Source organism: Brevibacterium daeguense, assembly GCF_021729135.1.
GTDB lineage: Bacteria > Actinomycetota > Actinomycetes > Actinomycetales > Brevibacteriaceae > Brevibacterium > Brevibacterium daeguense.
Map to the genome: position 1 here is coordinate 509310 of NZ_JAJTWW010000001.1, position 24325 is coordinate 533634.

Genomic DNA, 24325 nt, shown 5'->3' on the forward strand with positions numbered 1-24325 from the left:
CACATCGCTGTCCCGCGGCGCACCAACTGTGCCGGCCTCAGCCGCCGAATTCGACGCTCGGCTTCGGGCGGGTGTCGACGGAGAGCCGGAACACGTCCGGACGCGCATAGTGGCCGACCGGATCGAAGTCGAAGACTGTCCGGCTGAGGGCTGAAACGTCGATGTCAGCGGTGAGGATCGCCTCGGCGTCGTAGACGGGACCGGCCAGAGCAGTTCCGCTCGAATCGTAGATCGCGGAGCCGCCTCGGATCAGCCAGCCGTCGGCATTCGGCTCCAGGACGCCGGCATAGTCCTCCCCGTAGTCCTCGGCTCGGATCGCCTGGCAGGCCGAGATCACGAAGCACCGGCCCTCCATCCCGATATGCGCCATCGTGTGCTGCCAGGAGTCACGATCGTCGACCGTCGGCGCGCAGTACACCTCCACGCCCTGGGCGTACATCGCCTGCCGCATCAGCGGCATGTAGTTCTCCCAGCAGATCACCGCACCCGTGCGGCCTGCCGGGGAATCGACGACCGGCAGCGTCGAACCGTCGCCGAAGCCCCAGATCAGCCGCTCGCCGCCGGTGGGCATGAGCTTGCGGTGGTGCCCCACCGGCCCGCGTTCCGGGTCGATGTGCACGGCGGTGCAGTACAGCGTCCTGCCCGCCCGCTCGATGATGCCGAGAACAGTGAAGACGCCGGTGCGGGCGGCGGCCTCGGCGATCGCCGACAGCTCCGGCCCGTCGAGGGTCACGGCATTGGCGAAGTACTTCTCGAACTGGTCCCGGCCCTCGTCCGTGCGCCGTCCGACCGGAGCGCCGAAGGTCAGGCCCTTGGGATACGTCCCGAGGGTCGCCTCGGGGAACACGGCGAGCTCGGCGCCGGTGGCAGCGGCCTCGGCGAGCTTCGCACAGATCTTCTCCGCGGTGGCGGCGGCGTCGAAGGGGACGGATCCGATCTGGACTGCTGCGACCGTGGTCATGACTGCTCGCTTTCCGCCGCCGGGATCACCCAGTCGAACGCCTGTGCTCGTGACCGGGCGCCCTGTGCCGCCTTCGACGTGCTGCGCTGGCCGAGCTCGGAGGTCACCTGCTCGCCGAGCTCGACGATGCGCGCGAAGACCTCCGGGGTGAGCCACTCGGGTTTGGTGGCGAACAGGATGTCCTCGCTGGAGGTGTTGCCCGAAGCACCCGGGGCGAACGGGCAGCCGCCCAGCCCCCCGAGAGCTCCGTCGACCATCCGGGCGCCGGCGCCGATCGCCGCGAGCGTGTTGGCCACGCCCAGGCCCCACGTGTCGTGGCCGTGGAAGACGACCCCGTGGTCGGGCCGGGCGCGCGCGGTCTGGGCGATGAGATGGGCGACCTCGGTCGGATCCGCCTGGCCGAGGGTGTCGCAGATGACGGAGTCCGTGCAGCGCTCCACGCGCGGGTCCTGCAGGATGCCGAGCACTCGGGCCGGGTCGACCCGGCCCTCGAAGGGGCAGGTGAAGGAGGTGGCTAGCGTGAGCTGGAGCTGCGCACCCGCCTCGGCGGCGATGTCGAGGGCGCGGGGGAGCGCGGCCAGCGACTCCTCGGTGGTGCGCCCGATGTTGGCCCTGTTGTGGGAGTCGGTCACCGACAGGCAGTACTGCATCCGGGTGACACCGGCGGCGACCGCCTTCTCGACATTGCGCGGCGTGGCGGTCCAGATCCAGCAGCGCGCGAGCTCCTCCGGGCTGAGCTCAGCGACGACGTCCATGGTGTTCGCCATCGGCGGCACCAGATCAGGCCGCGCCATGGAGCCGATCTCGAGTTCGGACACCCCGAGTTCGAGCAGGTCGCGGATGAGCTGGACCTTGGTCTCGGTGGGCAGCACCCCGCCGGTGAGCTGCAGCCCGTCGCGCAGGGTGACATCTCGCAGGACGGCGGTCATCTCTTCTCCTCCGTGGTTCGGGTGCCTGCCATGACCTCAGCGATGGTGTCGGCGTCGACGCCCGCGCCCTGCAGGACCTCGACGGTGTGCTCGCCGAGGTCGGGCCCGAGGTGGTCGATGTCGACCGACCGGCCGTCGAGGACCGGGGTGATGCCCGGGAATGCGACTTCGCGCACCACCTCGGCGCCGGTGTCGACGTCGAAGTGCTGGAGCATGTTGCGGGCCCGGTACTGCTCGTCGGCGAGGATGTCCTCGGCAGTGTAGATCGGTCCGGCCGGCACCTCAGCGGCCTCGAGCGCTGCCAGCGCCTCCTCGGGACTGCGCCTGCGGGTCCATGCGGAGATCGCCTCGTCGAGCTCGTCGCGGCGCTCCCAGCGCTGCTGATTCGTCTGCAGGCCGGGGTCCGCGGCGAGGTCGGAGCGGCCGATGACCGCCATGTAGCGGCGGAAGATGCCGTCGCCGTTGCCCGCGATGACGATCGACTTCCCGCCCAGGCACGGATAGGCGTTGGACGGCGCGATGCCCTGGGTGCGCCCGCCGGTGCGCGTCCGGCGCACGCCGAACGCCGAGTAGTCGGGGATCAGCGATTCCATGACGGAGAACATCGCTTCGTGGAGCGCCACGTCGACCGTGCGCCCGGAACGCGGATCGAGGTTCGAACCGGCAGCGGCGCCGGACCCCGCGGCAGCGGTCCGGCTGCGCTCACGGTCGAACAGCAGCATGCACGCGCCGAATGCCGCCTGCATCCCCGCGATCGAGTCGCCGATCGACACGCCGACCCTGCTCGGCGGGCGGTCGGGATCGCCGACGAGTTCGCGGAAGCCGCCGTACGCCTCGGCGACGGCCGCGAAACCGGGACGGACCGAGAGCGGGCCGGTCTGTCCGAAGGCGGAGATGCGGACCAGGATGACCTCGGGGTTGAGCTGCTCGAGCACCTCGGGGCCCAGACCCCACTTCTCCAGAGTGCCCGGCCGGAAGTTCTCCAGCACGATGTCGGAGGCGGCGACCAGCTGCCTGGCCGCGCGCAGGCCGGCCGCGGAGCGCAGATCGAGGGCCACCGACTTCTTGTTGCGGTTGATCGTGCGGTACAGCATCGAGGTGGTGCCGCTGTGCAGGCGCCAGCCGCGCAGCTCGTCACCGGTGCCGGGCCGTTCGACCTTGACGACCTCAGCACCGAAATCGGCCAGCATCCGGCCGGCGGTGGGGGCTGCGATGTAGTTGCCGAGCTCGAGGACTCGGATCCCGGCAAGCGGGAGAGACGAGCGGTCAGTCATGTCGGCAGTGTGGCACAGGTCTCCGCGACCTGCTCGCGCGTCTCAGCCATCGGCCGGGTCGGCGTCCGACAGCACGCGGCCGGGCCGGCGCCCGAGGGCATCCGGCGGCAGGTGCGCCGGTGATAAGGTCCGATGGGATCATCGAGTCACTAGGAGAAGCCCTCATGCCCCTGCGGATGTCGACGCTGTTCGTGCGCACCCTCAAGGAAGACCCGGTCGACGCCGAGGTCGCCAGCCACAGGCTGCTGCACCGCGCCGGATACATCCGCCGCTCGGCTCCCGGCATCTACACGTGGCTGCCCCTGGGTCTGACCGTGCTGCGCCGGATCGAGAACATCATCCGCGAGGAGATGAACGCCGCCGGTTCGCAGGAAGTCCACTTCCCGGCGCTGCTGCCGGCGGAGCCCTACCAGACGACCGGCCGCTGGGTCGACTACGGCGACGACATGTTCCGCCTCAAGGACCGCCGCGACAACGACTACATCCTGGCACCCACCCACGAGGAGGTGTTCACGCTGCTGGTCAAGGACCTGTACTCCTCGTACAAGGATCTGCCGCTGTCGATCTACCAGATCCAGACCAAGTACCGGGATGAGGCGCGGCCCCGAGCGGGCATCCTGCGCGGACGCGAATTCATCATGAAGGACGCCTACTCCTTCGACATCGACGACGCCGGGCTCAAAGCCTCCTACGAGACGATGCGCCAGGCCTACATCCGCATCTTCGACCGGCTCGGGCTGGAATACCTCACCGTGAAGGCGACGGCCGGAGCGATGGGCGGTTCCGAGACCGAGGAGTTCCTCCATCCGTCCGAGGTCGGCGAGGACACCTTCGTCCGCTCCCCGGGCGGCTACACCGCCAATGTCGAAGCGGTGACGACCCCGACTCCCGAACCGCTCGACTGCTCCGACGTGCCGCCGGCGCGGGTCGAGGACACCCCCGACACTCCGACGATCGCGACCCTGGTCGACGCCGCCAACGCGCGGCACCCGCGCGCGGACCGCCCGTGGACGGCGGCCGACACGCTCAAGAACGTGATCGTCACGGTCGCGCACCCCAACGGTGAGCGCGAGCTCGTCGTCATCGGGCTGCCCGGTGACAGGGAGGTCGACCTCGACCGGGCCGCCGGCTCCGGAGCGCTGGGAGCCGGCGAGATCGAGGTCGCCCCTGCCACCGATGCGGAGATCGCAGCCCATCCGGGCCTGGTCAAGGGCTATGTCGGGCCGGGTAACTCCATCGACGCGCCCGTGCTCGGGCTGCAGGGCTCGACCGGCATCAGGTTTCTACTGGACCCGCGGGTGGCCCTCGGCTCCCGCTGGATCACCGGCTCCAATCAGCCCGGCCGGCACGTCTTCGACCTCGTCCACGGCCGCGACTTCACCGCTGACGGCACGGTGGAGGCCGCCGAGGTGCGTGCCGGGGATCCCGCACCGGACGGCTCCGGGCCGCTGGAGCTGGCGCGCGGAGTGGAGATCGGGCAGATCTTCCAGCTCGGTCGACGCTACGCCGAGGCGCTCGGCCTGCAGGTGCTGGATCCGAACGGCAAGCGCACCGTGGTGACCATGGGCTCCTACGGCATCGGGGTCACCCGCGTGATGGCCTGCATCGCCGAGGGCAATCACGACGATCGCGGACTGATCTGGCCCCAGCATCTGGCGCCCGCCGACGTCCATATCGTCGCGACCGGCAAGGGGGAGGAGATCCTCGCCAAGGCCGAGGAGCTCACCGCGGCGCTCGAGGACAGGGGCGTCCGCGTCCTCCTCGACGACCGGCCCAAGACTTCGCCGGGGGTGAAGTTCGGCGACGCGGAACTCCTCGGAGTCCCCACCATCCTCGTGGTCGGCCGTGGCCTGGCCGAGGGCACGGTGGAGCTGCGGGACCGGCGCACCGGACAGAGCCGGGACCTTCCGGTCGCCGACGCGGTCGCGGAGACGATCTCCTTCGTGGACGCCCGCTACTCCGAGCTCGGGGCGCAGCGGACCGGACGGTGACCGAGGTCGCGGCCCTCGTTCCGTTCGCCGCCCTCGACCTCGGCACGGTCGCCGGTGCCGCGACGTCGATCCTGCTGGTCCTGTTCGCCGCGGGGCTGCTCGCCGGCTGGATCGACGCGGTCGTCGGCGGGGGCGGTCTGATCCAGCTTCCCGTCCTGCTTCTGGTGCCCGGTGTCACGCCGCTGCAGGCGGTGGCGACGAACAAGATCGGGTCCATCGCCGGCACCGGGGTGTCGGCGGTGACCTATCTGCGGCGCATTCCCCCTGATCTCTCGGCGCTGCTGCCGGCGGCGGTCTTCGCCTTCTGCGGAGCGGTGCTGGGCGCCGTGCTCGCCGCCTCGGTCCCGCCGGAGCTGTTCACCCCGATCATCCTCGGCGCACTGATCCTGGTGGCCGGATTCACCATCCTCAAGCCCAGCCTCGGGACCGAGGCCCAGCTGCGCTTCCATGAGCAGAGCCGTCGCTATCATGCCTACTCCTGGCTGATCGGCCTGGTGATCGGAATCTACGACGGAATGCTCGGCCCGGGGACCGGCTCCTTCCTCGTCATCGCCTTCGTCTCCGTGATCGGACTGAGCTTCCTGCGCGCCTCGGCCCAGGCCAAGGTCATCAACCTCGCGACCAACATCGGGGCGCTGGCCTTCTTCATCCCGCAGGGTCACGTGGTGTGGCAGTACGGTCTCGCCCTGGCCGCTGGGAATGTGATCGGCGGGTGGACCGGCTCCCGCACCGCCCTGCGGCGGGGCAGCGGCTTCGTCCGGATCGTGTTCCTGATCGTGGTCAGTGCGCTGATCGTCCGGCTCGCCGTTCAGCTCGCATTCGGGGTGTGAGGCGTCGCCCGGGCGATGGGCAATCCCGCGCCGAGTGCCGGGTGCCGCCGTGCGCTCAGCCGAGGCGCTTGAGGGAGTGGGCGTTGACGCCCTGCACGCTGAGCCCGCACAGCGCCCGGCACACCCAGAGGGAGCGAGCGGCGTCGCCGAAGGCCTTGGCCGTCCCGCCGTACGCGGAGCGCAGATACCAGAACATGTTCTCGACCTCACGGGCGACTGCCGTGCCGATCCCGTAGGCCGCGTCGATATCGGCGTGAGAGCACAGGTCCGTCGCGAAGTCCCGCAGCCACTGGGCCTGGTCCTCCGGCGTGATCCCCGGCAGCTCGAACAGGCGGTTCCACAGCACCGGGGCCACCAGGTAGGCAGTCGGCCCGGTCAGCGGCTGCGGATCGATCGCCTTCCAGGTGGCGACCCCGTTGAGGTCCGGGTTGCCCGCCAGGATGTTGTAGTAGTGCAAGTCGGCGTGCAGGAGCCAGTTCTCCTCCGAGCGGGAAAGCCGCTCGATCCAGGCGCGAGCCGTGTCGAGCACGGCCCGGTCCTGGGTGAGGAACTGCGGGAAGTCCGCGACCAGCGCGGTGTCGGCGGCGTACTTCTCCAGCCAGCCGGCCGCGATGTCCTGGACCCGGACGAAGCCGGGTGCCCCGGGCACCGTGAGGGAGCGGGCGAGCTGTCCCCAGATCGGGGCCACCGTCTCCAGCGGCTCGCTCGACAGATTGACGTCGGTGCGCAGCCGCTCCTGCAAGGTCGCGCGGAACGAGGAATCGTCGCGGATCACCCGCACCGCGCCGTGGCCGCCCCATGCTCTGAGCGCCCGCAGCACCTGCAGATGGACATTCGGATTGTCCGTGTTCGGCCAGGCGAAGCGGATCACCGCCTGGTAGCCCTCCGCGGTCAGCACCGGGATCACCAGGCTCTCGGCACCTGCCCAGGGCGAGGACGGGAGCGGATCAGGGGTGACGTGCCACCGGTCGACGAGCTCGAACAGCATGAAGTCGAGCGCGTCCGCCCACGCCTGCGCGCGCGGCGCGCCGATGATCTCGGCCGCCGAATTGAACAGGACGGGTGGGACCTGCATCAGGACTCCGCACCCGGCCCGGCGGTGGGGCTCTCGGCTGCCAGGTCGTGGATCTGATAGCGCAGGGTCTGCGGCTGCCCGGCCTCGGCGCGGGCGCGGGCGGATCTCCACAGCTGGTCGACGGCCAGGTATTCGGCCGCCAGCGCGCTGAACAGACCGAGGACGGCGGCCGCCACCTGGTCCTCGAGAGCACGTGCCGTCTCCAGCGCCGAAGCGGCGTCGACGGGTTCCGGCTCGATCGCCCAGGCGGGGCGATTCGAGACCGAAGCAGCGGAATGCGTGCTGAGCAGCTCGTTGCCGAGGGTGGCGGCCTGATCGAGCTCGGTGACGCGATCGCGCGCGAAGGCGCCGTACGGGGAATCGGATTCGTGGAAGACCGCGAGCCGCTCATAGCCGTAGGCGGCCTGGTAGCACGTCAGCACGAAGTCCTCGACCAGCGCGGTCCCGAGCGCGGGGTCCTCCGGGTCGTCGGCCCGGTCCGGGCCCGTTCCGTCCTCGGCGTCCGGGACCGCGCCGCCTGCGCCGGGTCCGCCGTCGCCCGACCCCGCAGCCGGAGTGCTCGGTGCCGCCGAGGCGCCCGCGGGTTCGGCGAACCTGTCTCCGAGCGCGGCCGCGCGGCCCGCGTCGACCCGGGAGAGCGCCAGGGTGCAGCCGATCGCGACATCGACCAGCGCCGCGAGCCCGCTGCCCGGAAAGTCCTCGGACTTGGCGGCGACGAGCGAGCCGAGGCGGTCGAGCACGAGCTCCGCCGCGGCGGCCAGGCCGTCCTCGTAGTCATAGGAGGAGGGGCTGGGAGTCGCGGTCGGAGTGACCAGCTCCGTGGGCGGTGCCCATTCCGGGCCGACTGCCGCACGCAGCTCGGCGAGCAGCTCCGTCTGCGCGTCGGAGGACCGGGTGCTGCCCAGAATGCTGGCGAGTTCGCTGCGCGTCGCATCGGCGGCAGACGGCTGGGGCACCTCGGGCGGCAGATCGAGCCGCAGAGAGCAGGCGGAGAGGATGCTCAGACCGCCGGCGAGCCCCAATCCCAGAAGCGCTCGACGTCCGACGAGGGGACGGCTGCGGGCGGACTGCATGAGGACCATCGTAGCGTGGACTACCCTGGTCACAGACCCGAACCGCATCGAAGGAGGACCGCGTGGCACAGGATGTCGGCCCCGTCATCGAGGCCATCTCGGAGCCCTTGGAGGCCCGCGGAATCCTCGTCGAGGATGTCAGGGCGGTGGAGGCGGGCGTCCACCGCACCCTCACCGTGGTGATCGACCTGGCAGCCGACACCTCGGACCCGGTCTCCCTCGACCACATCGCGGAGGCGACCCGCATCATCTCCGAGGTGCTGGACCCGCTGCCGCTCTTCAAGGACCACCCGTACAGTCTTGAGGTGACCTCCCCGGGAGCCGATCGCCCGCTGACCGAGCCCCGTCATTTCCGGCGGGTGCGCGGGCGGACGATCGCCGTCCGGACCGCCGTCGACAAGCACCAGGGCGAGCTCGTGGAGGTCGAGGACTCGGCGATCACGATCCGCGATGCGAAGTCGCAGCAGGACCTGCGGCTCGAGCTGGCACAGGTCGAGCACGCCGAGGTGGTGCTCCGGTTCCGGTAGCGCACCCGCCGTTTACTATGGTGGTTCATCCACAGATCCATATTCGACAAGTGAACAGCTCGGCGGATCATCCGCTGCCGCAGTAAGGACAGGCAATGGACATCGATCTCAGCGCGCTTCGCCTGATCGAGCACGAGAAGGGCATCCCCTTCGACACGCTCGTGGAGCTCATCGAGCAGGCCCTGCTGGTCGCCTATCACCGCACCGAGGGTGCGTGGCCGGACGCCCGCGCCCAGCTCGACACCAAGACCGGCAAGGCTGCGATCCTCGCGGTCGAGTTCGATGACGACGACAACCCGATCGGCGAGTTCGACGACACCCCCGACGGCTTCGGGCGGATCGCCGCGATGACCGCGCGCAATGTCATCCATCAGCGGCTGAGGGACGTCGAGGACGAATCGGTCCTCGGCTCATTCAAGAACCGGGAAGGCGAGATCGTCTCCGGCATCGTGCAGCAGGGTCGCGACGAGCGCATGGTGCAGATCGACCTCGGCGAGGTCGAGGGTGTGCTCCCGCCGCACGAGCAGGTGCCGGGTGAGGAGTACGAGCACGGCAGCCGGATGCGGGTCTATGTCACCGATGTCCACAAAGGCCTCAAAGGCCCCTCCGTCACGGTCTCGCGTTCGCACCCCAACCTCGTGCGCAAGCTGTTCGCCCACGAATCCCCGGAGATCTCCGATGGCACCGTGGAGATTGTGTCGCTGGCCCGCGAAGCCGGCCACCGGACGAAGATGGCCGTGCGCGCCACCGTGCCGGGCGTCAACGCCAAGGGCGCCTGCATCGGCGAGCTGGGTTCGCGGGTGCGCTCGGTGATGGCCGAGCTCGGGCAGGAGAAGATCGACATCGTCGACTACAGCGAGGATCCGGCGAAGTTCGTCGCCAGCGCGCTCTCGCCCGCCCGTGCCCAGCGAGTCGAGGTCATCGATCCCGAGCTCCGGGTCGCGCGCGCCTGGGTCCCCGCCGATCAGCTGTCGCTGGCGATCGGCAAGGAGGGGCAGAATGCCCGCCTGGCGGCAAAGCTCACCGGCTGGAAGATCGACATCGTCTCCGACTCCTGAGGCGGGCGCGCGGGTGGCGTCGGCCGTGATGTAGAATAGAGCTCGTGCCGAACGCAGCTGATCCCATCCGGATGTGCATTGCGTGCCGGCGCCGCGAGTCGCAATCCTCCCTGCAGCGCCTGGTCGTGACAGAGGATGGCGGCACGCGCATCGTCGTGGACAGCAGTCGCAGCCTCCCCGGCAGGGGAGCCTGGATTCATCCTGCTGAGGAATGCTGGTCCGCGGCATACAAGAAGAATGCATTCGCAAGGGCATTCCGGGGGGCTCCAGCGGAGCCGCCGGATTCGCCGTGTCGGATCCACCATTCAGAGAAAAGCGGGTAAACCGAATGGAAACCAAGCAGTGAGTGCTCAGAAATGAGACTCCCAACAGACGGTCGTGAGCAGTGAGATGAACTCTGCTCGCCCCTAAGTGAGGTTCCTCCCTGTCCGGGATGGAGCCCGGACAGGAGAAACGTGGCAAAGCCCCGTGTCCATGAGCTCGCCAAGGAGCTCGGCACAACAAGCAAGGACGTGCTGGAGAAGCTGCAGAACATGGGCGAATTCGTTCGCTCGGCTTCCTCCACCGTCGAGGCCCCGGTCGTTCGCAAGCTGAAGGAAGCGTACGCGGACGGCGGCGGCAGCAATGACACCAAGCCGAAGCCTGCACCCAAGAAGGCCTCGCCCGCCGGTGCCGCCCGCTCGGGTTCGCGCACCGCCCCCAAGCCGGGTGCGAAGCCCGCTGCACCTGCTGCGCAGGAGGCATCGCCAGCACCGTCGAAGCCGGCCCCCAAGCCGGGAACGGCTGCCAAGCCCGCGCCGAAGAGCGACCCGAAACCGCGCCCGGCCGCACCCGAGTCGACTCTCAACGCGACCCCCGAGGCGCCCGAGCCCGCGGCTCGGACCTCTGCTGCGCGGCCCGGTCCGGCCGCCGCTGCGCAGCCCGGCCCGGCCGCGCCCAAACCCGGTTCCGAGCGACCGGCTGCCGGCAAGCCGGCTCCGAAGCCCGGAGCGGCTGCTCCCAAGCCGCGTGGCGGTGCTCGTCCGGGCAACAATCCCTTCGCTCCGGCGCAGGGAATGCCCAAGCCCGGTGGCAAGCCCGGTCCGAAGCCGCGTGGCGGTGCTCGTCCGGGCAACAATCCCTTCGCTCCGTCACAGGGAATGCCCAAGCCCGGTGGCAAGCCCGGTCCCAGGCCCGGTCCCGCCGACGCCTCGCGTCCGGGCGGTCCGAAACCCGCTCCCCGCCCGGGCGGAGCCAAGCCCGCTCCGCGGCCAGGCGCGCCTCGGCCCAATCCGGGACTGCTGAAGAACTCCGCACTGGCCAAGCCCGCGCCCTCGCGCGGCGGTGGCCGGGGAGCTCCCGGCGGCGCTCCCGGAGGTGCCGGCGCTCCCGGCGCCCCGGGTGGTCAGCGCGGCGGAGCCCGTCCCGGTGGTCCCCGCGGCTCCGGTCGGGGTCGCGGCGGCACCCAGGGTGCCTTCGGCCGTGGCGGCGGACGTGCGAGGGGACGCAAGTCCAAGCGCGCCAAGCGCCAGGAGCTCGAGCAGATGCAGGCGCCGTCAGTCGGCGGAGTCAAGGTTCCGCGCGGTGACGGGAACACCCCGCTGCGCCTGCGCCGTGGCTCGTCGCTGGCCGATTTCGCCGAGAAGATCAACACTGATCCGACGAATCTGGTGACCATCCTGTTCCACCTCGGTGAGATGGCGACGATCACCCAGTCCCTCGACGAGGACACCTTCCAGATCCTGGCGGAGGAGCTCGGCTACAAGCTGCAGATCGTGTCGCCGGAGGACGAGGACCGCGAGCTGCTGGAGAGCTTCGCCATCGACCTCGAAGCCGAAGAGGCGGAAGAGGACGACGAGAACCGTGTTGCGCGGCCGCCGGTCGTGACCGTGATGGGCCACGTCGACCACGGCAAGACCAAGCTGCTCGACGCCGTCCGCTCCGCGAACGTGGTGTCGAAGGAGGCCGGCGGCATCACCCAGCACATCGGCGCCTACCAGGTGCCGGTCGAGCACGAGGGCGAAGAGCGCCGCATCACCTTCCTCGACACCCCGGGCCACGAGGCGTTCACCGCCATGCGTGCCCGTGGTGCGGAAGTCACCGACGTCGCGATCCTCGTGGTCGCGGCCGACGACGGCGTGATGCCGCAGACGATCGAAGCGCTCAATCACGCGCAGGCCGCCGATGTGCCGATCGTGGTGGCGGTCAACAAGATCGACAAGGACACCGCAAACCCGGCCAAGGTCATGCAGCAGCTCACCGAGTACAACCTGGTGGCCGAGGAATACGGCGGCGACACCATGTTCGTGCCGATCTCCGCGCTCAAGGGCACAGGCATCGAAGACCTTCTCGAAGCCGTGCTGCTGACCGCCGATGCCGCTCTCGACCTGCGGGCGAACCCCGACAAGGCGGCGCGCGGCATCGCGATCGAGGCCAAGCTGGACAAGGGCCGCGGCGCGGTCGCCAGCGTTCTCGTCGAGTCCGGGACCCTCCGGCAGGGCGACGCGATCGTGTGCGGCACCGCGCACGGGCGTGTCCGCGCCATGTTCGACGAGAACGGCGATCAGGTCGAGGAGGCCGGACCCTCGCGGCCGGTTCAGGTGCTGGGCCTGTCGTCGGTTCCACGGGCGGGCGATTCGTTCCTCGCGACCGATGACGACCGGACGGCTCGGCAGATCGCGGAGAAGCGCGACGCCATCGAGCGCAACGCCGCTCAGGCACGCGGTCGCAAGCGGATCAGCCTCGAGGACTTCACCAAGGCGCTCGAAGAGGGCAAGGTCGACACGCTCAACCTCATCCTCAAGGGCGACGTGTCCGGTGCCGTCGAGGCGCTGGAGGACTCGCTGCTCAAGATCGACGTGGGCGCCGAGGTCGGTCTGCGGATCATCCACCGCGGAGTCGGTGCGATCACGGAGAACGACATCAACCTCGCGACGGTCGACAACGCGATCGTGATCGGGTTCAATGTTCGGCCGGAGTCCAAGGCGCGCGACGCCGCCGAGCGCGAAGGCGTCGATGTCCGGTACTACTCGGTGATCTACGACGCGATCGACGACATCGAGAGCTCGCTCAAGGGCATGCTCAAGCCCGAGTACGAGGAAGTCCACACCGGCTCCGCGGAGATTCGCGAGATCTTCCGCTCGTCGAAGTTCGGCAACATCGCCGGCTGTCTGGTCAGGGACGGGGTCATCAGGCGCAATGCCAAGGCCCGTGTCACCCGCGACGGCGTGGTGGTCGGAGACAACATCGCGATCGAGTCGCTGCGACGGTTCAAGGACGATGCCACGGAGGTCCGGGAGGGCTTCGAGTGCGGTATCGGACTCGGCAAGTTCAACGACATCCGTGAGGGCGACCTGATCGAGACCTTCGAAATGCAGGAGAAGCCGCGCGACTGATCGCACGGCCTCGCCCGAATTCGGCGCGGACAGTATGTGCTGTCCGCGCCGAATCGCTCTGAGGAAAGGACCACTCATGGCCGATTCCACACGCGCCCGCAAGGTCGCCGATCGCATCAAGGTGATCGTGGCTGAGACGCTCGAGAAGCGGGTCAAGGACCCGCGGCTGGGCTTCGTCACCATCACCGAGGTGCGCGTGACCGGGGACCTGCAGAATGCGACTGTCTTCTACACCGTCTTCGGTGACGATGATCAGCTGCAGGCGACCAAGTCTGCACTGAACTCCGCGAAGGGCCTGCTGCGCTCCGCGGTGGGCAGGGGCCTGCAGATCCGGCTGACGCCCACCCTGGAGTTCGTCGCTGATCAGGTCCCCGCTGCTGCCGCGGAGCTCGACGAGCTGCTGGCCCAGGCAGCCGCGCGCGACGCAGAGGTGGCGGCCCTGGCCGCGGGAGCAGCGCCGGCCGGGGATCCCGATCCCTACCGCAAGCCGAGGTCGGAGGAACCCGTGGGCGGGATGCTCCGGCATGGCGATGAGGACTCGGAGGTCGGCCCGGAAGAGCGCTGATCGCCTCTCGCTCCGATTCTGCTCTGCCCCGTTCCGCCGTGCCTGACCTGGTACGGAGGGACGGGGCAGAACTGTGTCCGAATGTCACGGAACGGTGTGAGGACAAACACCGTCGTTACCGTTTTGTCATAATCGCTCCCGCCACTACACTCGGAAAGGATTACGGAACGATTACAACTTTGTTAAGGGAAATTCGAATTGGGTAAGCACACGGATCCGCAGCCGAACTGGGGCGCGAACGCACGCACACTGCTGCGCGACCTCTCCAACGTCGGACGCAAGTCCTCCGGACGCCACAGCCAGGAGCCGAATACCGCGACAGGTGTTCTCAAGACCGTCCGCCGCCGCCCGATGGTCGCAGCGATCGCGCTGCCGGCTGCGGCGACCACTGCAATCGTGGCCTCCTCCATCGCCTTCGCGCCGAGCCAGAACGAGGGCGTCGTCAAGGCCGAGAACCAGACGAGCAGCGCGAGCGCCGAACCCGGCGCCGAGGACAGCCCGACGCAGAGCGAGGAGGCACTCGAAGAGGAGCGCCAGAAGGCCGCAGAGGAGTACTGGGACTCCCTCAAGGACGATCCCAAGTACACGTCGAAGTCCGAGGCCAAGGCAGCACTGCCCGAGCCCGAGCCGTCCGAGTCGGAGGACACCTCCGGCTCCGGTGCGGGCAAGTCCGGCGACAGCAAGTCCGGTGAGGGCAAGTCCGGCGAGGGCAAGTCCGACAAGGGCAGCGCCTCGGGAGAGGACGGCACCTCCGACCGGGGCAGCAAGTCCTCCCGGTCGGAAGCACGCGGCTCCGGTGGCTCCGGCGGAGTGTCGAACGAGCCGTGCTCGGTGTCCAGCTCGATCGAGTCCGGAATCTCGGCGAACGCCACGAAGGGATACCGCGCCGTGTGCGCCGAGTTCCCCGAGGTGAACTCCTACGGGGGACTGCGTGGCGGTTCGGGCTCCTCCGACCACCACAGCGGCAACGCCGTCGACATCATGATCACCGGCTCGACCGGGGACCGGATCACCGACTTCCTGATCAAGCACAAGTCCGAGCTCAACGTGAAGTACGTGATCTGGGAGCAGAAGATCTTCGCGCCGTACACCGGCTGGGAAGGTCGAGCGATGGAGGACCGCGGTTCGGCCACCGCCAACCACTACGACCACGTGCACGTCTCCTTCAACTGATCCGCCCGTCCTCGGGTCCGATTCGCAACCGCTGCGCTGATACTGTCGGCGCAGCGGTTGTCGCATTCACAGGAGAGCATTGAACGCAGGACGGATATGACCACGCCAACGGGAATCCTCGTCATCGACAAACCCACGGGCCTGACGAGCCACGATGTGGTGTCACGGGTGCGCAAATGGTTCGGCACCAAGAAGGTGGGACACGCCGGGACCCTGGATCCGATGGCCACCGGAGTCCTCGTCCTCGGACTGGGACGCGGCACCAAGCTGCTGACGTATCTGGTCGGGCTCGACAAGACCTACACGGCCACGATCCGCCTCGGCTCCTCGACCCCCACCGACGACGCCGATTCGGAACCGGACGTCTTCGCCGCCGAGGATGAGCTCCGCGAGGTCACGGACGCGCAGATCCGTTCGGGGATCGACGCACTGACCGGCGAGATCCAGCAGGTGCCCAGCTCCGTGTCGGCCATCAAGGTCGACGGCCGTCGTTCGTATGCGCGGGTCAGGGCCGGAGAGCAGGTCGAGCTGAAGCCGCGCCGGGTCACCATCGCTGAGTTCACCGCCGGTGAGATCCGTCGAGGCGCGGCCGATATCGACGTCGACGTCACCGTCACCTGCTCCTCGGGCACCTATGTCCGGGCACTCGCCCGCGACCTCGGCCGATCGCTCGGGATCCAGGGGCATCTCACGGCGCTGCGCCGGCTGCGGGTGGGGCCCTTCGACATCGGCAGATCTCACCGGCTTGCCGAGGACTTCGCGCAGGACGAGCGGCCCGAGCTCATCACCCTCGCCGCGGCGGCGGCCGAGGTGATGCCCGTCGTCGCGCTCGATGCGGCGCAGCGTCAGGCGGTGATGCAGGGCAGGTTCATCGAACCGGAGGCCGTTCCACCTGCGCCGGGGGGATTCTGGGCCGGAGTCAGCGAGGACGAGCTCATCGCGGTGCTGGAGCGCCGCGAGAGCCGGCTCAAGGCGGCCACCGGGATCGCGGTGAACGCGTGAGGAATAGTTCGAACCGTACTGTAATCTGTAGCGGGTACTGACGCAGGAAGGACGCACGTGGAGATTTTCTGGGAGCTCGATCGCATCCCGCCGGAGTTCGGTCCGACGGCTGTGACGCTTGGGAATTTCGACGGAGTCCACCGCGGTCACCGCGAGGTTCTCGGGGAGCTCGCGCAGCTGGCCCGTCGGCGCTCGCTCAGATCGCTGGCCGTCACCTTCGACCCGCACCCCCGGTCGGTCCATCAGCCGGATTCGCCGGTCGAGCTGATCACAGGTCTGACCGATCGGCTCGCACGAATGGCCGAGACCGGCATCGATGCGGTTCTCGTGCAGCACTACACGCTCGACTTCGCCGAGCAGTCGGCTGAGGAGTTTGTGCTGGACTACCTGATGGGCGGACTCGGCGCGCAGCTGATCGCCGTCGGCCACGACGTGCGGTTCGGCAAGGACAACAGCGGAAGCCTGGAGACGCTGCTGACGCTGGGGAGGAGCGCGGGCTTCGAAGTCGTGACCATCGACGACGTCGGCGTGCGGTGCCGCTACTCCTCGACAGCAGTGCGATCCCACCTGGGCCGCGGTGACGTCGCGGCGGCCGCGGACATGCTCGGGACCGCGCACACCGTGCGTGGCACGGTCGTCCACGGTGATGCGCGAGGCCGCGAGATGGGCTTCCCCACCGCGAACCTCGGCGGGACGATGGAGGGCCTGATCCCCGCGGACGGAGTCTATGCCGGCTGGGCCGCATTCGACGCCGACCCGGAGCGCTTCCCGGCGGCGATCTCCATCGGCACCAACCCGACGTTCCACGGAGACGAGCGCCGGGTCGAAGCGCATCTCATCGACGTCGAGTTCGGCAGCCTGAACGCGTACGATTCCACGATGACCCTGGAGTTCATCGGCCGGATCCGCGGGCAGGAGACCTACGCGGGAATGGACGAGCTCATCGCTCAGATGCACCTCGATGTCGACCGTGCGCGCGCTGTGCTAGGCTAGCGGATGCCGTTTTTTTGCCGGCCGCGGTTTCACAGTGCTTCGACAGCAGGTCGGGGCGCCGCGCAACGACCCCCGGAGGACATCCATGGCTCTTGATCCCAAGGTCAAGCAGGACATCATCAAGGAATACGCTATCCACGAAGGCGACACGGGTTCTCCCGAGGTCCAGGTCGCGGTGCTCACTCGCCGAATCAAGGACCTGACCGAGCACTTCAAGGAGCACAAGCACGACCACCACTCGCGTCGTGGCCTCCTGCTGCTCGTCGGCCAGCGCCGCCGGCTGCTCGGGTACCTGCAGCAGGTCGACATCGAGCGCTACCGTGCGCTGATCGCGCGGCTCGGCCTGCGCCGCTGACAAGCAGCTAGCCTGAATCGGGGTCGTCGCATTCGCGGCGGCCCCGGTCTGCATTCATGACGCTGGCGGATATCTGACGCTGGTGGATGCGGTCGGTCGCTGGTGGCGGATGCCGGACGCCGACCGATGGGATGCGGTTCGTCGCTGGTGGCGGAGCTGGACGCCGCCGATCTGCGATCCCCGGCGATCTTGGTAGACTGGTGCCGTCCATGGACCGCCCCCGGCAGGCCGGTGATCGGTAGTGGCCTCCGCAGACGAACGAATGCGTGGGCCTCGATCGATGACCGGGCCGGATCCCAGACCCCGGCGAACTCTTTCGCCTGGCGGTCCTCCACACGCGCGAACATCTTCGCGCAGCACGAATGGAGCTCACTTGGGACTCAATCCCGAATCAGCTGTTGCACATATCGACAACGGGCGCTTCGGCTCCCACACCATCCGCTTCGAGACCGGACGCCTTGCCCAGCAGGCCGCGGGTGCGGCCGTCGCGGTCCTTGATGACGAGACGATGCTGCTCTCAGCGACGACCGTCGGCAAGAACCCGAAGGAGCACTTCGACTTCTTCCCGCTGACGGTCGACGTCGAGGAGCGGATGTATGCCGCCGGTCGAATCCCCGGTTCGTTCTTCCGCCGCGAGGGCCGGCCGTCGACGGACGCCATCCTCACCTGTCGCCTCATCGACCGGCCCCTGCGCCCGTCCTTCGTGAAGGGACTGCGCAACGAGGTCCAGGTCGTCGTCACGGTGATGTCGATCCACCCCGACCACATCTACGACGCACTGGCCATCAACGCCGCCTCGATGTCGACTCAGCTGTCGGGTCTGCCGTTCTCCGGTCCGATCGGAGGTGTGCGGATCGCGCTCATCGACGATCAGTGGGTCGCGTTCCCGAACTACTCGCAGCTGGGGGACGCCGTCTTCGACATGGTGGTGGCCGGCCGAGTCGTCGGTGACGACGTCGCCATCATGATGGTCGAGGCCGAAGCGACCGAGCACGCGATGGACCTCATCGGCAGCGGTGCCGGCGCGCCGACGGAGGAGGCCGTCGCAGGCGGACTCGAGGCGGCCAAGCCGTTCATCCGCGAACTCGTCCGCGCTCAGCAGGAGCTCGCGGACCGCGCGGCCAAGCCCACCGCCGAGTTCCCCGTCTTCCGTGACTACGAGGACGATGTCTATGCGGCCGTGGAGGAGCTCGCTCTCGAACAGCAGACCAAGAACTTCCAGATCGCGGACAAGCAGGAGCGGGCCGCCGCCGGCGACGTGCTCCTGGACAGGCTCTTCGCGGACCTCGGCGAGCGATTCGAGGGGCGTGAGAAGGAGATCGCGGCCGCGCTCAACGCGCTCACCAAGCAGGTGGTGCGCAAGCGGATCCTCACCGAGCAGGTGCGGATCGACGGCCGCGGACTCAAGGACATCCGGCCGCTGACCGCGGAGACCGGAGTGGTTCCGCGCGTCCACGGCTCTGCGATCTTCGAGCGCGGTGAGACCCAGATCCTGGGAGTCACCACGCTGAACATGCTCAAGATGGAGCAGCAGATCGACTCGCTGGCCCCGGAGACGAGAAAGCGCTACCTGCACCACTACAACTTCCCGCCGTACTCCACCGGCGAGACCGGTCGAGTCGGCAGCCCGAAGCGCCGCGAGATCGGACATGGAGCGCTGGCGGAGCGGGCCATCGTTCCGGTACTGCCATCGCGCGAGGAGTTCCCCTACGCGATCCGCCAGGTCTCCGAGGCGCTGAGCTCGAACGGCTCGACGTCCATGGGCTCGGTCTGCGCCTCGACGCTGGCCATGCTCGACGCAGGCGTGCCGCTGCGCGCCCCGGTTGCCGGCATCGCGATGGGTCTGGTCTCGGATGTCATCGAGACCGACAGCGGCCCGCAGACCGCCTATGCGGCTCTCACCGACATCCTCGGTGCAGAGGACGCGTTCGGCGACATGGACTTCAAGGTGGCGGGCACCTCGGAGTTCATCACGGCGATTCAGCTCGACACCAAGCTCGACGGCATTCCCGCATCCGTGCTCGCGGCCGCCCTCAAGCAGGCGAAGGAAGCCCGTCAGGTCATCCTCGATGTCCTCACCGGCGCCATCGACGCCCCTGCTGAGCTCGCACCCACCGCTCCGCGCATCATCTCCGTGCAGATCCCGGTCGACAAGATCGGCGAGGTCATCGGCCCCAAGGGCAAGATGATCAACCAGATCCAGGAGGACACGGGCGCGGAGATCAGCATCGAGGACGACGGCACGGTGCTCATCGGCGCCACCGACGGGCCCGCCGCAGAAGCCGCCCGCAGCGCGGTCAACGCGATTGCCAACCCGCAGGTCCCGGAGGTGGGCGAACGCTACCTGGGCACCGTCGTCAAGGCGATGTCCTTCGGAGCCTTCGTGTCGCTGAGCCCGGGCAAGGACGGACTCCTCCACATCTCGGAGCTGCGCAAGCTCAACGACGGCAAGCGAGTCGAGGATGTCGAGGACGTCGTGTCGGTCGGGCAGAAGATCCAGGTCGAGATCACCAAGATCGACGATCGCGGCAAGCTCTCGCTGGTCCCCGTGATGGACGACGCGGATGCGGCGGACTCCGCTGACTCCGCCGACTTCGGCGACGAGGAGTAAGCAGGCGGTTGAACACCGAATATCTCATGGGGGAGGGCAGCAGCGCACAGCGCTCTGTCCTCCCCAATGGCATCCGGGTGATCACGGAGACGATGCCCGCGCTGGAATCGGAGACCGTGGGAATCTGGGTCGACTCGGGTTCGCGCGACGAAGCTCAGCCGGCCGCGGGTTCGACCCATTTCCTCGAGCACATGCTGTTCAAGGGGACGCCCACGCGCAGCGCACGCCAGATCGCGGAGGCATTCGACCGCACCGGCGGCGACTCCAATGCGGTGACCTCCAAGGAATACACCTGCTACTACTCGCGGTGCCTGGTGGACGACGTTCCGATGATCACTGAGCTCCTCTGGGACATGGTCCTGCGCTCGAAGCTGGATGAGTCGGAGTTCGAGCGGGAGCGGGGCGTCATCGTCGAGGAGCTCGCGATGGCAGCCGACGACCCCGTCGACGTGCTCTACGAGGCCTTCGACGCACTGGTGTACCGCGACCACCCGCTGGGCCGGCCGGTGGGAGCGACGAGGGAGCAGATCCGCGCCCTCGAGCACAGCACGCTGCTCGACCACTATTCCCACGATTACGTCGGTCCGCGGCTGGTGTTCGCCGCTGCCGGCGGTGCGTCCCACGACGAAGTCGTTTCTCTGGTGGACCGTGCAACCCGGCAGCTGCCGGAGGTCGGACCGGACAGCGGCAGGCAGCTGCGCCCCCACCGAGCGGTGCCCGAGTTCGCCGGGGGAGTGGAGACGATCCGGAAGGACACGGAGCAGCAGGGAATCATCTTCGGCGTGCCCGGGCTGCCGGAAGGCCACCCGGACCGCTTTGTGCTCACGGTGCTGTTCGCACTGCTCGGCGGCGGCATGTCGTCCCGGCTGTTCCAGACGATCCGCGAGGAGCGGGGACTCGCGTACACCGTGCACAGCATTGCCGGCAGATATACGGACTCCGGTCAGTTCGGGATCTACGCTGGAACCTCACCGGGGTCAGCGCAGCAGGTGGTGGATCTGGTGATCGACGAGTTCGCGCTGGTCGCCTCCGAGGTCCCCGGCGAAGCGGAGATCGCCGACATCGTCGCCCAGGTCGCCGGAGCGACGATCCTCGGACTCGAGAGCTCTGCCGCGCGAATGAACCGGCTAGCGCATGCGGAGCTGTCGAGGATTCCGCTCGAGTCCCCGCACGACCTGCTGCAGCAGGTCAGGAACGTCACTCCCGAACACGTGACGAAGCTCGCCGCGCGACTGTTCTCCGGCCCGCATGCCCTGGCCACCGTGGGTCCGAGCACTTCCCTGGTGCTTCCGGGCTGATCCGGGCACGCAGACGGCGGCCGACACTAATGCGGTGCCGGCCGCCGTTGTGCTTTCATCGGCGCATCATCGCGGAGCTCAGCCGCGCAGCTCCTCGAGAGCGCGCTGGGCGCCCGGATGCAGCTCGATCGGCTCCGTCTGGTCGGCTCGCTCAAGATCGATCTCGGCGGCGGCCGCATGCACCGATTCCAGGTCCGATTTCTTGTCGTAGATCAGCTTCGTGATCGCGCATGCCGTGCCCTCATCCATGTCCGAACGCACCATGAGGACGTTCGGCGTCACGAGGGTGTCGACGTCTGCGTCGGTGCCGTAGGTGTCGGCCGGGATGGTGGCGGTCTCGTACACCTCGTTGATCTCCTTCATCGGCGCCTCGAGATCGGTGATGTCGAGGATCTCGACATCGTTCGCCGAGGTGGTGAACAGATCGGTGATGCCGGCCGTCGGCAGGCCGCCGGACCACACCATGCCGTCGATCGAGCCGTCCTTCATCGATTCGACCGTCTTCGACAGGTCGATGCGTTGGGCGTTGACGTCCTCAGGGCTGAGTCCGGCGGCTTCGATGAGGCGGCCTGCGATCACCTCGGTACCGGACTTGGGGGAGCCCGTGGAGATCGTCTTGCCTGCGAAGTCCTCTATGGTCTCGATGCCGGCGTCCTTGCGGACGATGACGTGAGTGAAGTTGTCGTACAGGCGGGTGAGCGCGACGGTGTCCTGTGGCTGCTCGAATGATCCCTGTCCGGTGACTGCGTCTGCGGCTGTGTCGGCCAGGGAGAACGCGATGTCGTAGTCGCCGGACTCGAGCTGCTGCATGTTCTGGACGGATGCACCGGTCTCCGCCGCGGTCGCCTTGATGTCCGTGTTGTCGGAGATCAGCTGGGCGATGCCGCCTCCCATCACGTAGTAGACACCGGTCGAGTTGCCGGTGGCGATCGTCATCTGGCCCGAGGCGGCGGTGCACTCTGCCCCGCCCTCGCCCTCGGCGGCCGGAGTGGGTTCGCGCTTGCCGCCGCACCCGCTCAGCGCGAGCACGGAAGCCAGGGCGATTGCGGAGACGGAGCGAAGAGGTCTCTTCATCTGTTTTCAGCCTTTCAGGTCACCGGCTGCGGTGCCGGGTTCTTCTGGGTGGGGGTGACGAGATGGACGATGACGGCCAGCACCAGAGCGCTGAACCCGATGATCATGGACAGCGGCTGCAGATAGAGCAGAGCGGCGGCGGCGATGAGGCACAGGACCCGTTCCGGCCAGCGCGCGCGGTGGACGAGCCAGCCGCCGGCTCCGGCGGCCAGCGCGGCCACGGCGACGGCGGAGACGGCGAAGGTCCAGAGTCCGCCGAGGAACCCGTTCTGTGCGACCAGTCCCGCGCCCTCCGGCGTGAAGGTGAAGGCCAGCGGCACGAAGAACGCGGGGATGGCGTACTTGCAGGCCTGCCACATGGTGGGGATCACGCGCCCTCCGGTGATTGCCGAGGACGCCACCGCAGCCAGTGCCGTGGGTGGCGAGACCTCCGAGACCACCGCGTAGTAGAAGATGAACATCGCCGCCGCGGCAGCGGGGATTCCCAACTCGATGAGGGCCGGCCCGATGATGACCCAGGCGATGATGAACGACGCGGTGACGGGCACTGCGAGTCCGAGGATGGTCACCGCGATCGCCGACATGATGCACGACAGGATGATGATGACCGTCTCATTGGACGACAGCGCTGTCGCGATGCCGATGAGCATGTCCGCCAGCACCTGGCCGAGCCCGGTCTTGGTGATCGTGGAGACGATGATTCCCGCGGCAGCGCAGACGCTGACAACCGGAAGGACCGATCGGATGCCCGTGGACAGCGCGCCGAAGATCACCGACCAGAACTCGCGGACTGCGCCGGAGAGATCGGTGCGATGCTGTCGGAAGATCTCGATGAGGCCGAAGGCGATGCCGACCGCGGTGGCGTAGACGACAGCCTTGAACGGCGGGATCCCCAGCGCCAGGAACACCACGATGATGGCCAGGGAGATGAAGTGGTAGTAGCCCCGCTTGAAGATGGGCCAGGTCCTCATCACCGGCGGTGCGACCGGCTCGACGTCGATCTTGCGCGAATCGATCTCGATGGCCAGAAAGATGCCCAGGTAGTAGAGGAGCGTGGGGATGACTGCCCAGAGCAGGACGACCGCATAGGAGACGTTGAGCAGCTCCGCGATGATGAATGCGGCGGCCCCCAGCGTGGGCGGTGAGAGGATCGCGCCGATCCCGGAGGCGGCGAGCATGCCGCCGGCGTTCTCCCTCGGATATCCGGCCTTCTTCAGCACCGGCCACGTGACTGCGCCCAGCGAGACGGCGGTCGCTGTGCCCGAGCCGGAGACGGTTCCGAGCAGGAAGCCGGAGAGCGCAACCGTGCGCCCGGGAGCAGCCTTCGACTTCTTGAAGATCGAGAAGCTCAGGTCGATGAAGAACTCGGCGGCGCCGGTCCGGTCGAGCACGGCGCCGTAGATGGTGAACAGCACGATGTACGTGGCGGCGACGTCCAGCGGGATGCCGTAGAAGCCGCTGGCGTCGTTGTAGAACGCGTTGATGATCTGGTCGAAGTTCTGCCCCGCGTGAGAGCCGGGCCAGCTCACCGGGATATAGCTGCCGTAGTAGCTGTAGAGGAAGAAGAACAGACACACCGCCGGCAGGATCAGCCCAGTGGTCCGGCGAGTGGCCTCGAGGATCAGGATGGTCAGCAGAGCACCCATGACGACGTCCAGGGTGTTCAGCTGTCCCTGGCGGTCAAGGAATTCGTTGAAGCCGCCCGACAGGAAGGGCACGATCGGATACAGGCAGGTGACGAACGTGAGGGCGGTGAGCGCCCAGTCGAATACCGAGGGATCGTCCCTCTCTGTGGCCATCTGCGTGCCTGTGCGCCGGCGAGCGCTCGGTCGATAGCAGATGAAGACCAGCGGCAGCACCAGGGCCAGGAACCACATGAGGTAGTACTGGTTCCCACTGGTGAGCGGGAAGAACACCTGATTGAGGACGAACAGCGAGATGATGAAGCAGACGATAGCGACGCCCAGATCCAGTCTGTGCGAGAGCCGCCGCTGCGGGAGCTCCTCGTCGAACTCCGCGATCAGCGCATCGACGTCCGCTGTCTGCCGGTCGTCGTCCGCTGGTGCTGCCGGGCGGGACGTGGACATGGATTCCTCTCTGTGGCGCATCTCCGTCGATGCGTGATTCACCCCACAGAGCGTACGCCGCCGGCGGCTCCGGGG

20 protein-coding genes are annotated in these 24325 nt (G+C 68.2%); 13 read left to right on the forward strand and 7 right to left on the reverse strand.

Annotation, left to right across the window (positions count from 1 at the left end; all coding sequences use genetic code 11):
• Positions 1–37 precede the first annotated feature (37 nt).
• Genes LXN01_RS02395 through LXN01_RS02405 form a run of 3 tightly spaced genes read right to left on the reverse strand, consistent with a single transcriptional unit; the run spans position 38 to position 3164 of the window.
• Positions 38–961 (reverse strand): carbon-nitrogen hydrolase family protein, encoded by a 924-nt coding sequence (locus LXN01_RS02395; RefSeq protein WP_236862934.1) that lies wholly within the window; start codon positions 959–961, stop codon positions 38–40.
• Positions 958–1890, reverse strand: coding sequence for a hydroxymethylglutaryl-CoA lyase-like TIM-barrel protein (locus LXN01_RS02400; RefSeq protein WP_236862935.1), 933 nt, complete (start codon positions 1888–1890; stop codon positions 958–960). Before LXN01_RS02400 ends, LXN01_RS02395 begins: the two co-directional genes overlap by 4 nt.
• Positions 1887–3164, reverse strand: coding sequence for a CaiB/BaiF CoA transferase family protein (locus LXN01_RS02405; protein ID WP_236862936.1), 1278 nt, complete (start codon positions 3162–3164; stop codon positions 1887–1889). The genes LXN01_RS02400 and LXN01_RS02405 overlap by 4 nt, the downstream gene beginning before the upstream one ends.
• Positions 3165–3328: 164 nt before the next feature.
• Here LXN01_RS02405 and LXN01_RS02410 point away from each other — a divergent pair, with 164 nt between their 5' ends.
• Both LXN01_RS02410 and LXN01_RS02415 read left to right on the forward strand, forming a co-directional pair.
• A complete protein-coding gene (locus LXN01_RS02410; RefSeq protein WP_236862937.1) occupies positions 3329–5155 on the forward strand; it encodes a proline--tRNA ligase in 1827 nt (608 codons plus the stop codon).
• A complete protein-coding gene (locus LXN01_RS02415; RefSeq protein ID WP_425547673.1) occupies positions 5152–5985 on the forward strand; it encodes a TSUP family transporter in 834 nt (277 codons plus the stop codon). Before LXN01_RS02410 ends, LXN01_RS02415 begins: the two co-directional genes overlap by 4 nt.
• Positions 5986–6040: 55 nt before the next feature.
• On the opposite strand, the gene LXN01_RS02420 is transcribed toward LXN01_RS02415, so the two are convergent.
• Both LXN01_RS02420 and LXN01_RS02425 read right to left on the reverse strand, forming a co-directional pair.
• The gene (locus LXN01_RS02420) at positions 6041–7060 is read right to left on the reverse strand and encodes an aminoglycoside phosphotransferase family protein (RefSeq protein WP_236862938.1); all 1020 of its coding nucleotides are present in this window, start codon (positions 7058–7060) and stop codon (positions 6041–6043) included.
• Positions 7060–8133, reverse strand: coding sequence for a hypothetical protein (locus LXN01_RS02425; RefSeq protein ID WP_236862939.1), 1074 nt, complete (start codon positions 8131–8133; stop codon positions 7060–7062). The genes LXN01_RS02420 and LXN01_RS02425 overlap by 1 nt, the downstream gene beginning before the upstream one ends.
• 62 nt (positions 8134–8195) lie before the next feature.
• Between LXN01_RS02425 and rimP the strand changes: the two genes are divergently transcribed.
• The 11 genes from rimP (at position 8196) to LXN01_RS02475 (ending at position 21089) form a co-directional block, all read left to right on the forward strand.
• Positions 8196–8660: a ribosome maturation factor RimP gene (rimP, locus tag LXN01_RS02430; protein ID WP_236862940.1), complete on the forward strand. Its 465-nt coding sequence runs from the start codon at positions 8196–8198 to the stop codon at positions 8658–8660.
• Positions 8661–8755: 95 nt separating this feature from the next.
• The gene (gene nusA, locus LXN01_RS02435; RefSeq protein ID WP_236862941.1) at positions 8756–9718 is read left to right on the forward strand and encodes a transcription termination factor NusA; all 963 of its coding nucleotides are present in this window, start codon (positions 8756–8758) and stop codon (positions 9716–9718) included.
• Between the two features lie 71 nt (positions 9719–9789).
• On the forward strand, positions 9790–10041 hold the full coding sequence (locus LXN01_RS16465; RefSeq protein WP_369127329.1) for a YlxR family protein: 252 nt from the start codon (positions 9790–9792) through the stop codon (positions 10039–10041).
• A gap of 132 nt (positions 10042–10173) precedes the next feature.
• Positions 10174–13092, forward strand: a complete 2919-nt coding sequence (gene infB, locus LXN01_RS02440; protein WP_236862942.1) for a translation initiation factor IF-2 — start codon at positions 10174–10176, stop codon at positions 13090–13092.
• Between the two features lie 76 nt (positions 13093–13168).
• On the forward strand, positions 13169–13657 hold the full coding sequence (gene rbfA / locus LXN01_RS02445) for a 30S ribosome-binding factor RbfA (RefSeq protein ID WP_236862943.1): 489 nt from the start codon (positions 13169–13171) through the stop codon (positions 13655–13657).
• A 198-nt stretch (positions 13658–13855) separates the two neighbouring features.
• Entirely contained in the window at positions 13856–14830 is a 975-nt protein-coding gene (locus LXN01_RS02450) for a VldE C-terminal domain-containing protein (RefSeq protein ID WP_236862944.1), read from the forward strand.
• 96 nt (positions 14831–14926) lie between these two features.
• Positions 14927–15832 carry a tRNA pseudouridine(55) synthase TruB gene (gene truB / locus LXN01_RS02455; RefSeq protein WP_236862945.1) on the forward strand — a complete coding sequence of 302 codons (906 nt, stop codon included), beginning with the start codon at positions 14927–14929 and terminating at the stop codon, positions 15830–15832.
• A 57-nt stretch (positions 15833–15889) separates the two neighbouring features.
• Positions 15890–16825 carry a bifunctional riboflavin kinase/FAD synthetase gene (locus LXN01_RS02460; RefSeq protein WP_236862946.1) on the forward strand — a complete coding sequence of 312 codons (936 nt, stop codon included), beginning with the start codon at positions 15890–15892 and terminating at the stop codon, positions 16823–16825.
• An 85-nt stretch (positions 16826–16910) separates the two neighbouring features.
• Positions 16911–17180 carry a 30S ribosomal protein S15 gene (gene rpsO, locus LXN01_RS02465; protein ID WP_236862947.1) on the forward strand — a complete coding sequence of 90 codons (270 nt, stop codon included), beginning with the start codon at positions 16911–16913 and terminating at the stop codon, positions 17178–17180.
• Between the two features lie 373 nt (positions 17181–17553).
• Positions 17554–19791, forward strand: coding sequence for a polyribonucleotide nucleotidyltransferase (locus LXN01_RS02470; protein WP_236862948.1), 2238 nt, complete (start codon positions 17554–17556; stop codon positions 19789–19791).
• Between the two features lie 8 nt (positions 19792–19799).
• A complete protein-coding gene (locus LXN01_RS02475) occupies positions 19800–21089 on the forward strand; it encodes a M16 family metallopeptidase (RefSeq protein WP_236862949.1) in 1290 nt (429 codons plus the stop codon).
• Between the two features lie 78 nt (positions 21090–21167).
• Here the strand turns inward: LXN01_RS02475 and LXN01_RS02480 are convergent, their stop codons facing one another.
• Entirely contained in the window at positions 21168–22163 is a 996-nt protein-coding gene (locus tag LXN01_RS02480) for a TAXI family TRAP transporter solute-binding subunit (protein WP_236862950.1), read from the reverse strand.
• Positions 22164–22177: 14 nt separating this feature from the next.
• Positions 22178–24250 carry a TRAP transporter permease gene (locus LXN01_RS02485; RefSeq protein ID WP_236862951.1) on the reverse strand — a complete coding sequence of 691 codons (2073 nt, stop codon included), beginning with the start codon at positions 24248–24250 and terminating at the stop codon, positions 22178–22180.
• Positions 24251–24325 lie beyond the last annotated feature (75 nt).

Excerpts from the sequence above, each read along its gene's own strand:
- LXN01_RS02395 (WP_236862934.1), bottom strand. The coding sequence starts at position 961 with ATGACCACGGTCGCAGCAGTCCAGATCGGATCCGTCCCCTTCGACGCC.
- LXN01_RS02400 (WP_236862935.1), bottom strand. The coding sequence starts at position 1,890 with ATGACCGCCGTCCTGCGAGATGTCACCCTGCGCGACGGGCTGCAGCTC.
- LXN01_RS02405 (WP_236862936.1), bottom strand. The coding sequence starts at position 3,164 with ATGACTGACCGCTCGTCTCTCCCGCTTGCCGGGATCCGAGTCCTCGAG.
- LXN01_RS02410 (WP_236862937.1), top strand. The coding sequence starts at position 3,329 with ATGCCCCTGCGGATGTCGACGCTGTTCGTGCGCACCCTCAAGGAAGAC.
- LXN01_RS02420 (WP_236862938.1), bottom strand. The coding sequence starts at position 7,060 with ATGCAGGTCCCACCCGTCCTGTTCAATTCGGCGGCCGAGATCATCGGC.
- LXN01_RS02425 (WP_236862939.1), bottom strand. The coding sequence starts at position 8,133 with ATGCAGTCCGCCCGCAGCCGTCCCCTCGTCGGACGTCGAGCGCTTCTG.
- nusA (WP_236862941.1), top strand. The coding sequence starts at position 8,756 with ATGGACATCGATCTCAGCGCGCTTCGCCTGATCGAGCACGAGAAGGGC.
- LXN01_RS16465 (WP_369127329.1), top strand. The coding sequence starts at position 9,790 with ATGTGCATTGCGTGCCGGCGCCGCGAGTCGCAATCCTCCCTGCAGCGC.
- rbfA (WP_236862943.1), top strand. The coding sequence starts at position 13,169 with ATGGCCGATTCCACACGCGCCCGCAAGGTCGCCGATCGCATCAAGGTG.
- truB (WP_236862945.1), top strand. The coding sequence starts at position 14,927 with ATGACCACGCCAACGGGAATCCTCGTCATCGACAAACCCACGGGCCTG.
- rpsO (WP_236862947.1), top strand. The coding sequence starts at position 16,911 with ATGGCTCTTGATCCCAAGGTCAAGCAGGACATCATCAAGGAATACGCT.
- LXN01_RS02480 (WP_236862950.1), bottom strand. The coding sequence starts at position 22,163 with ATGAAGAGACCTCTTCGCTCCGTCTCCGCAATCGCCCTGGCTTCCGTG.
- LXN01_RS02485 (WP_236862951.1), bottom strand. The coding sequence starts at position 24,250 with ATGTCCACGTCCCGCCCGGCAGCACCAGCGGACGACGACCGGCAGACA.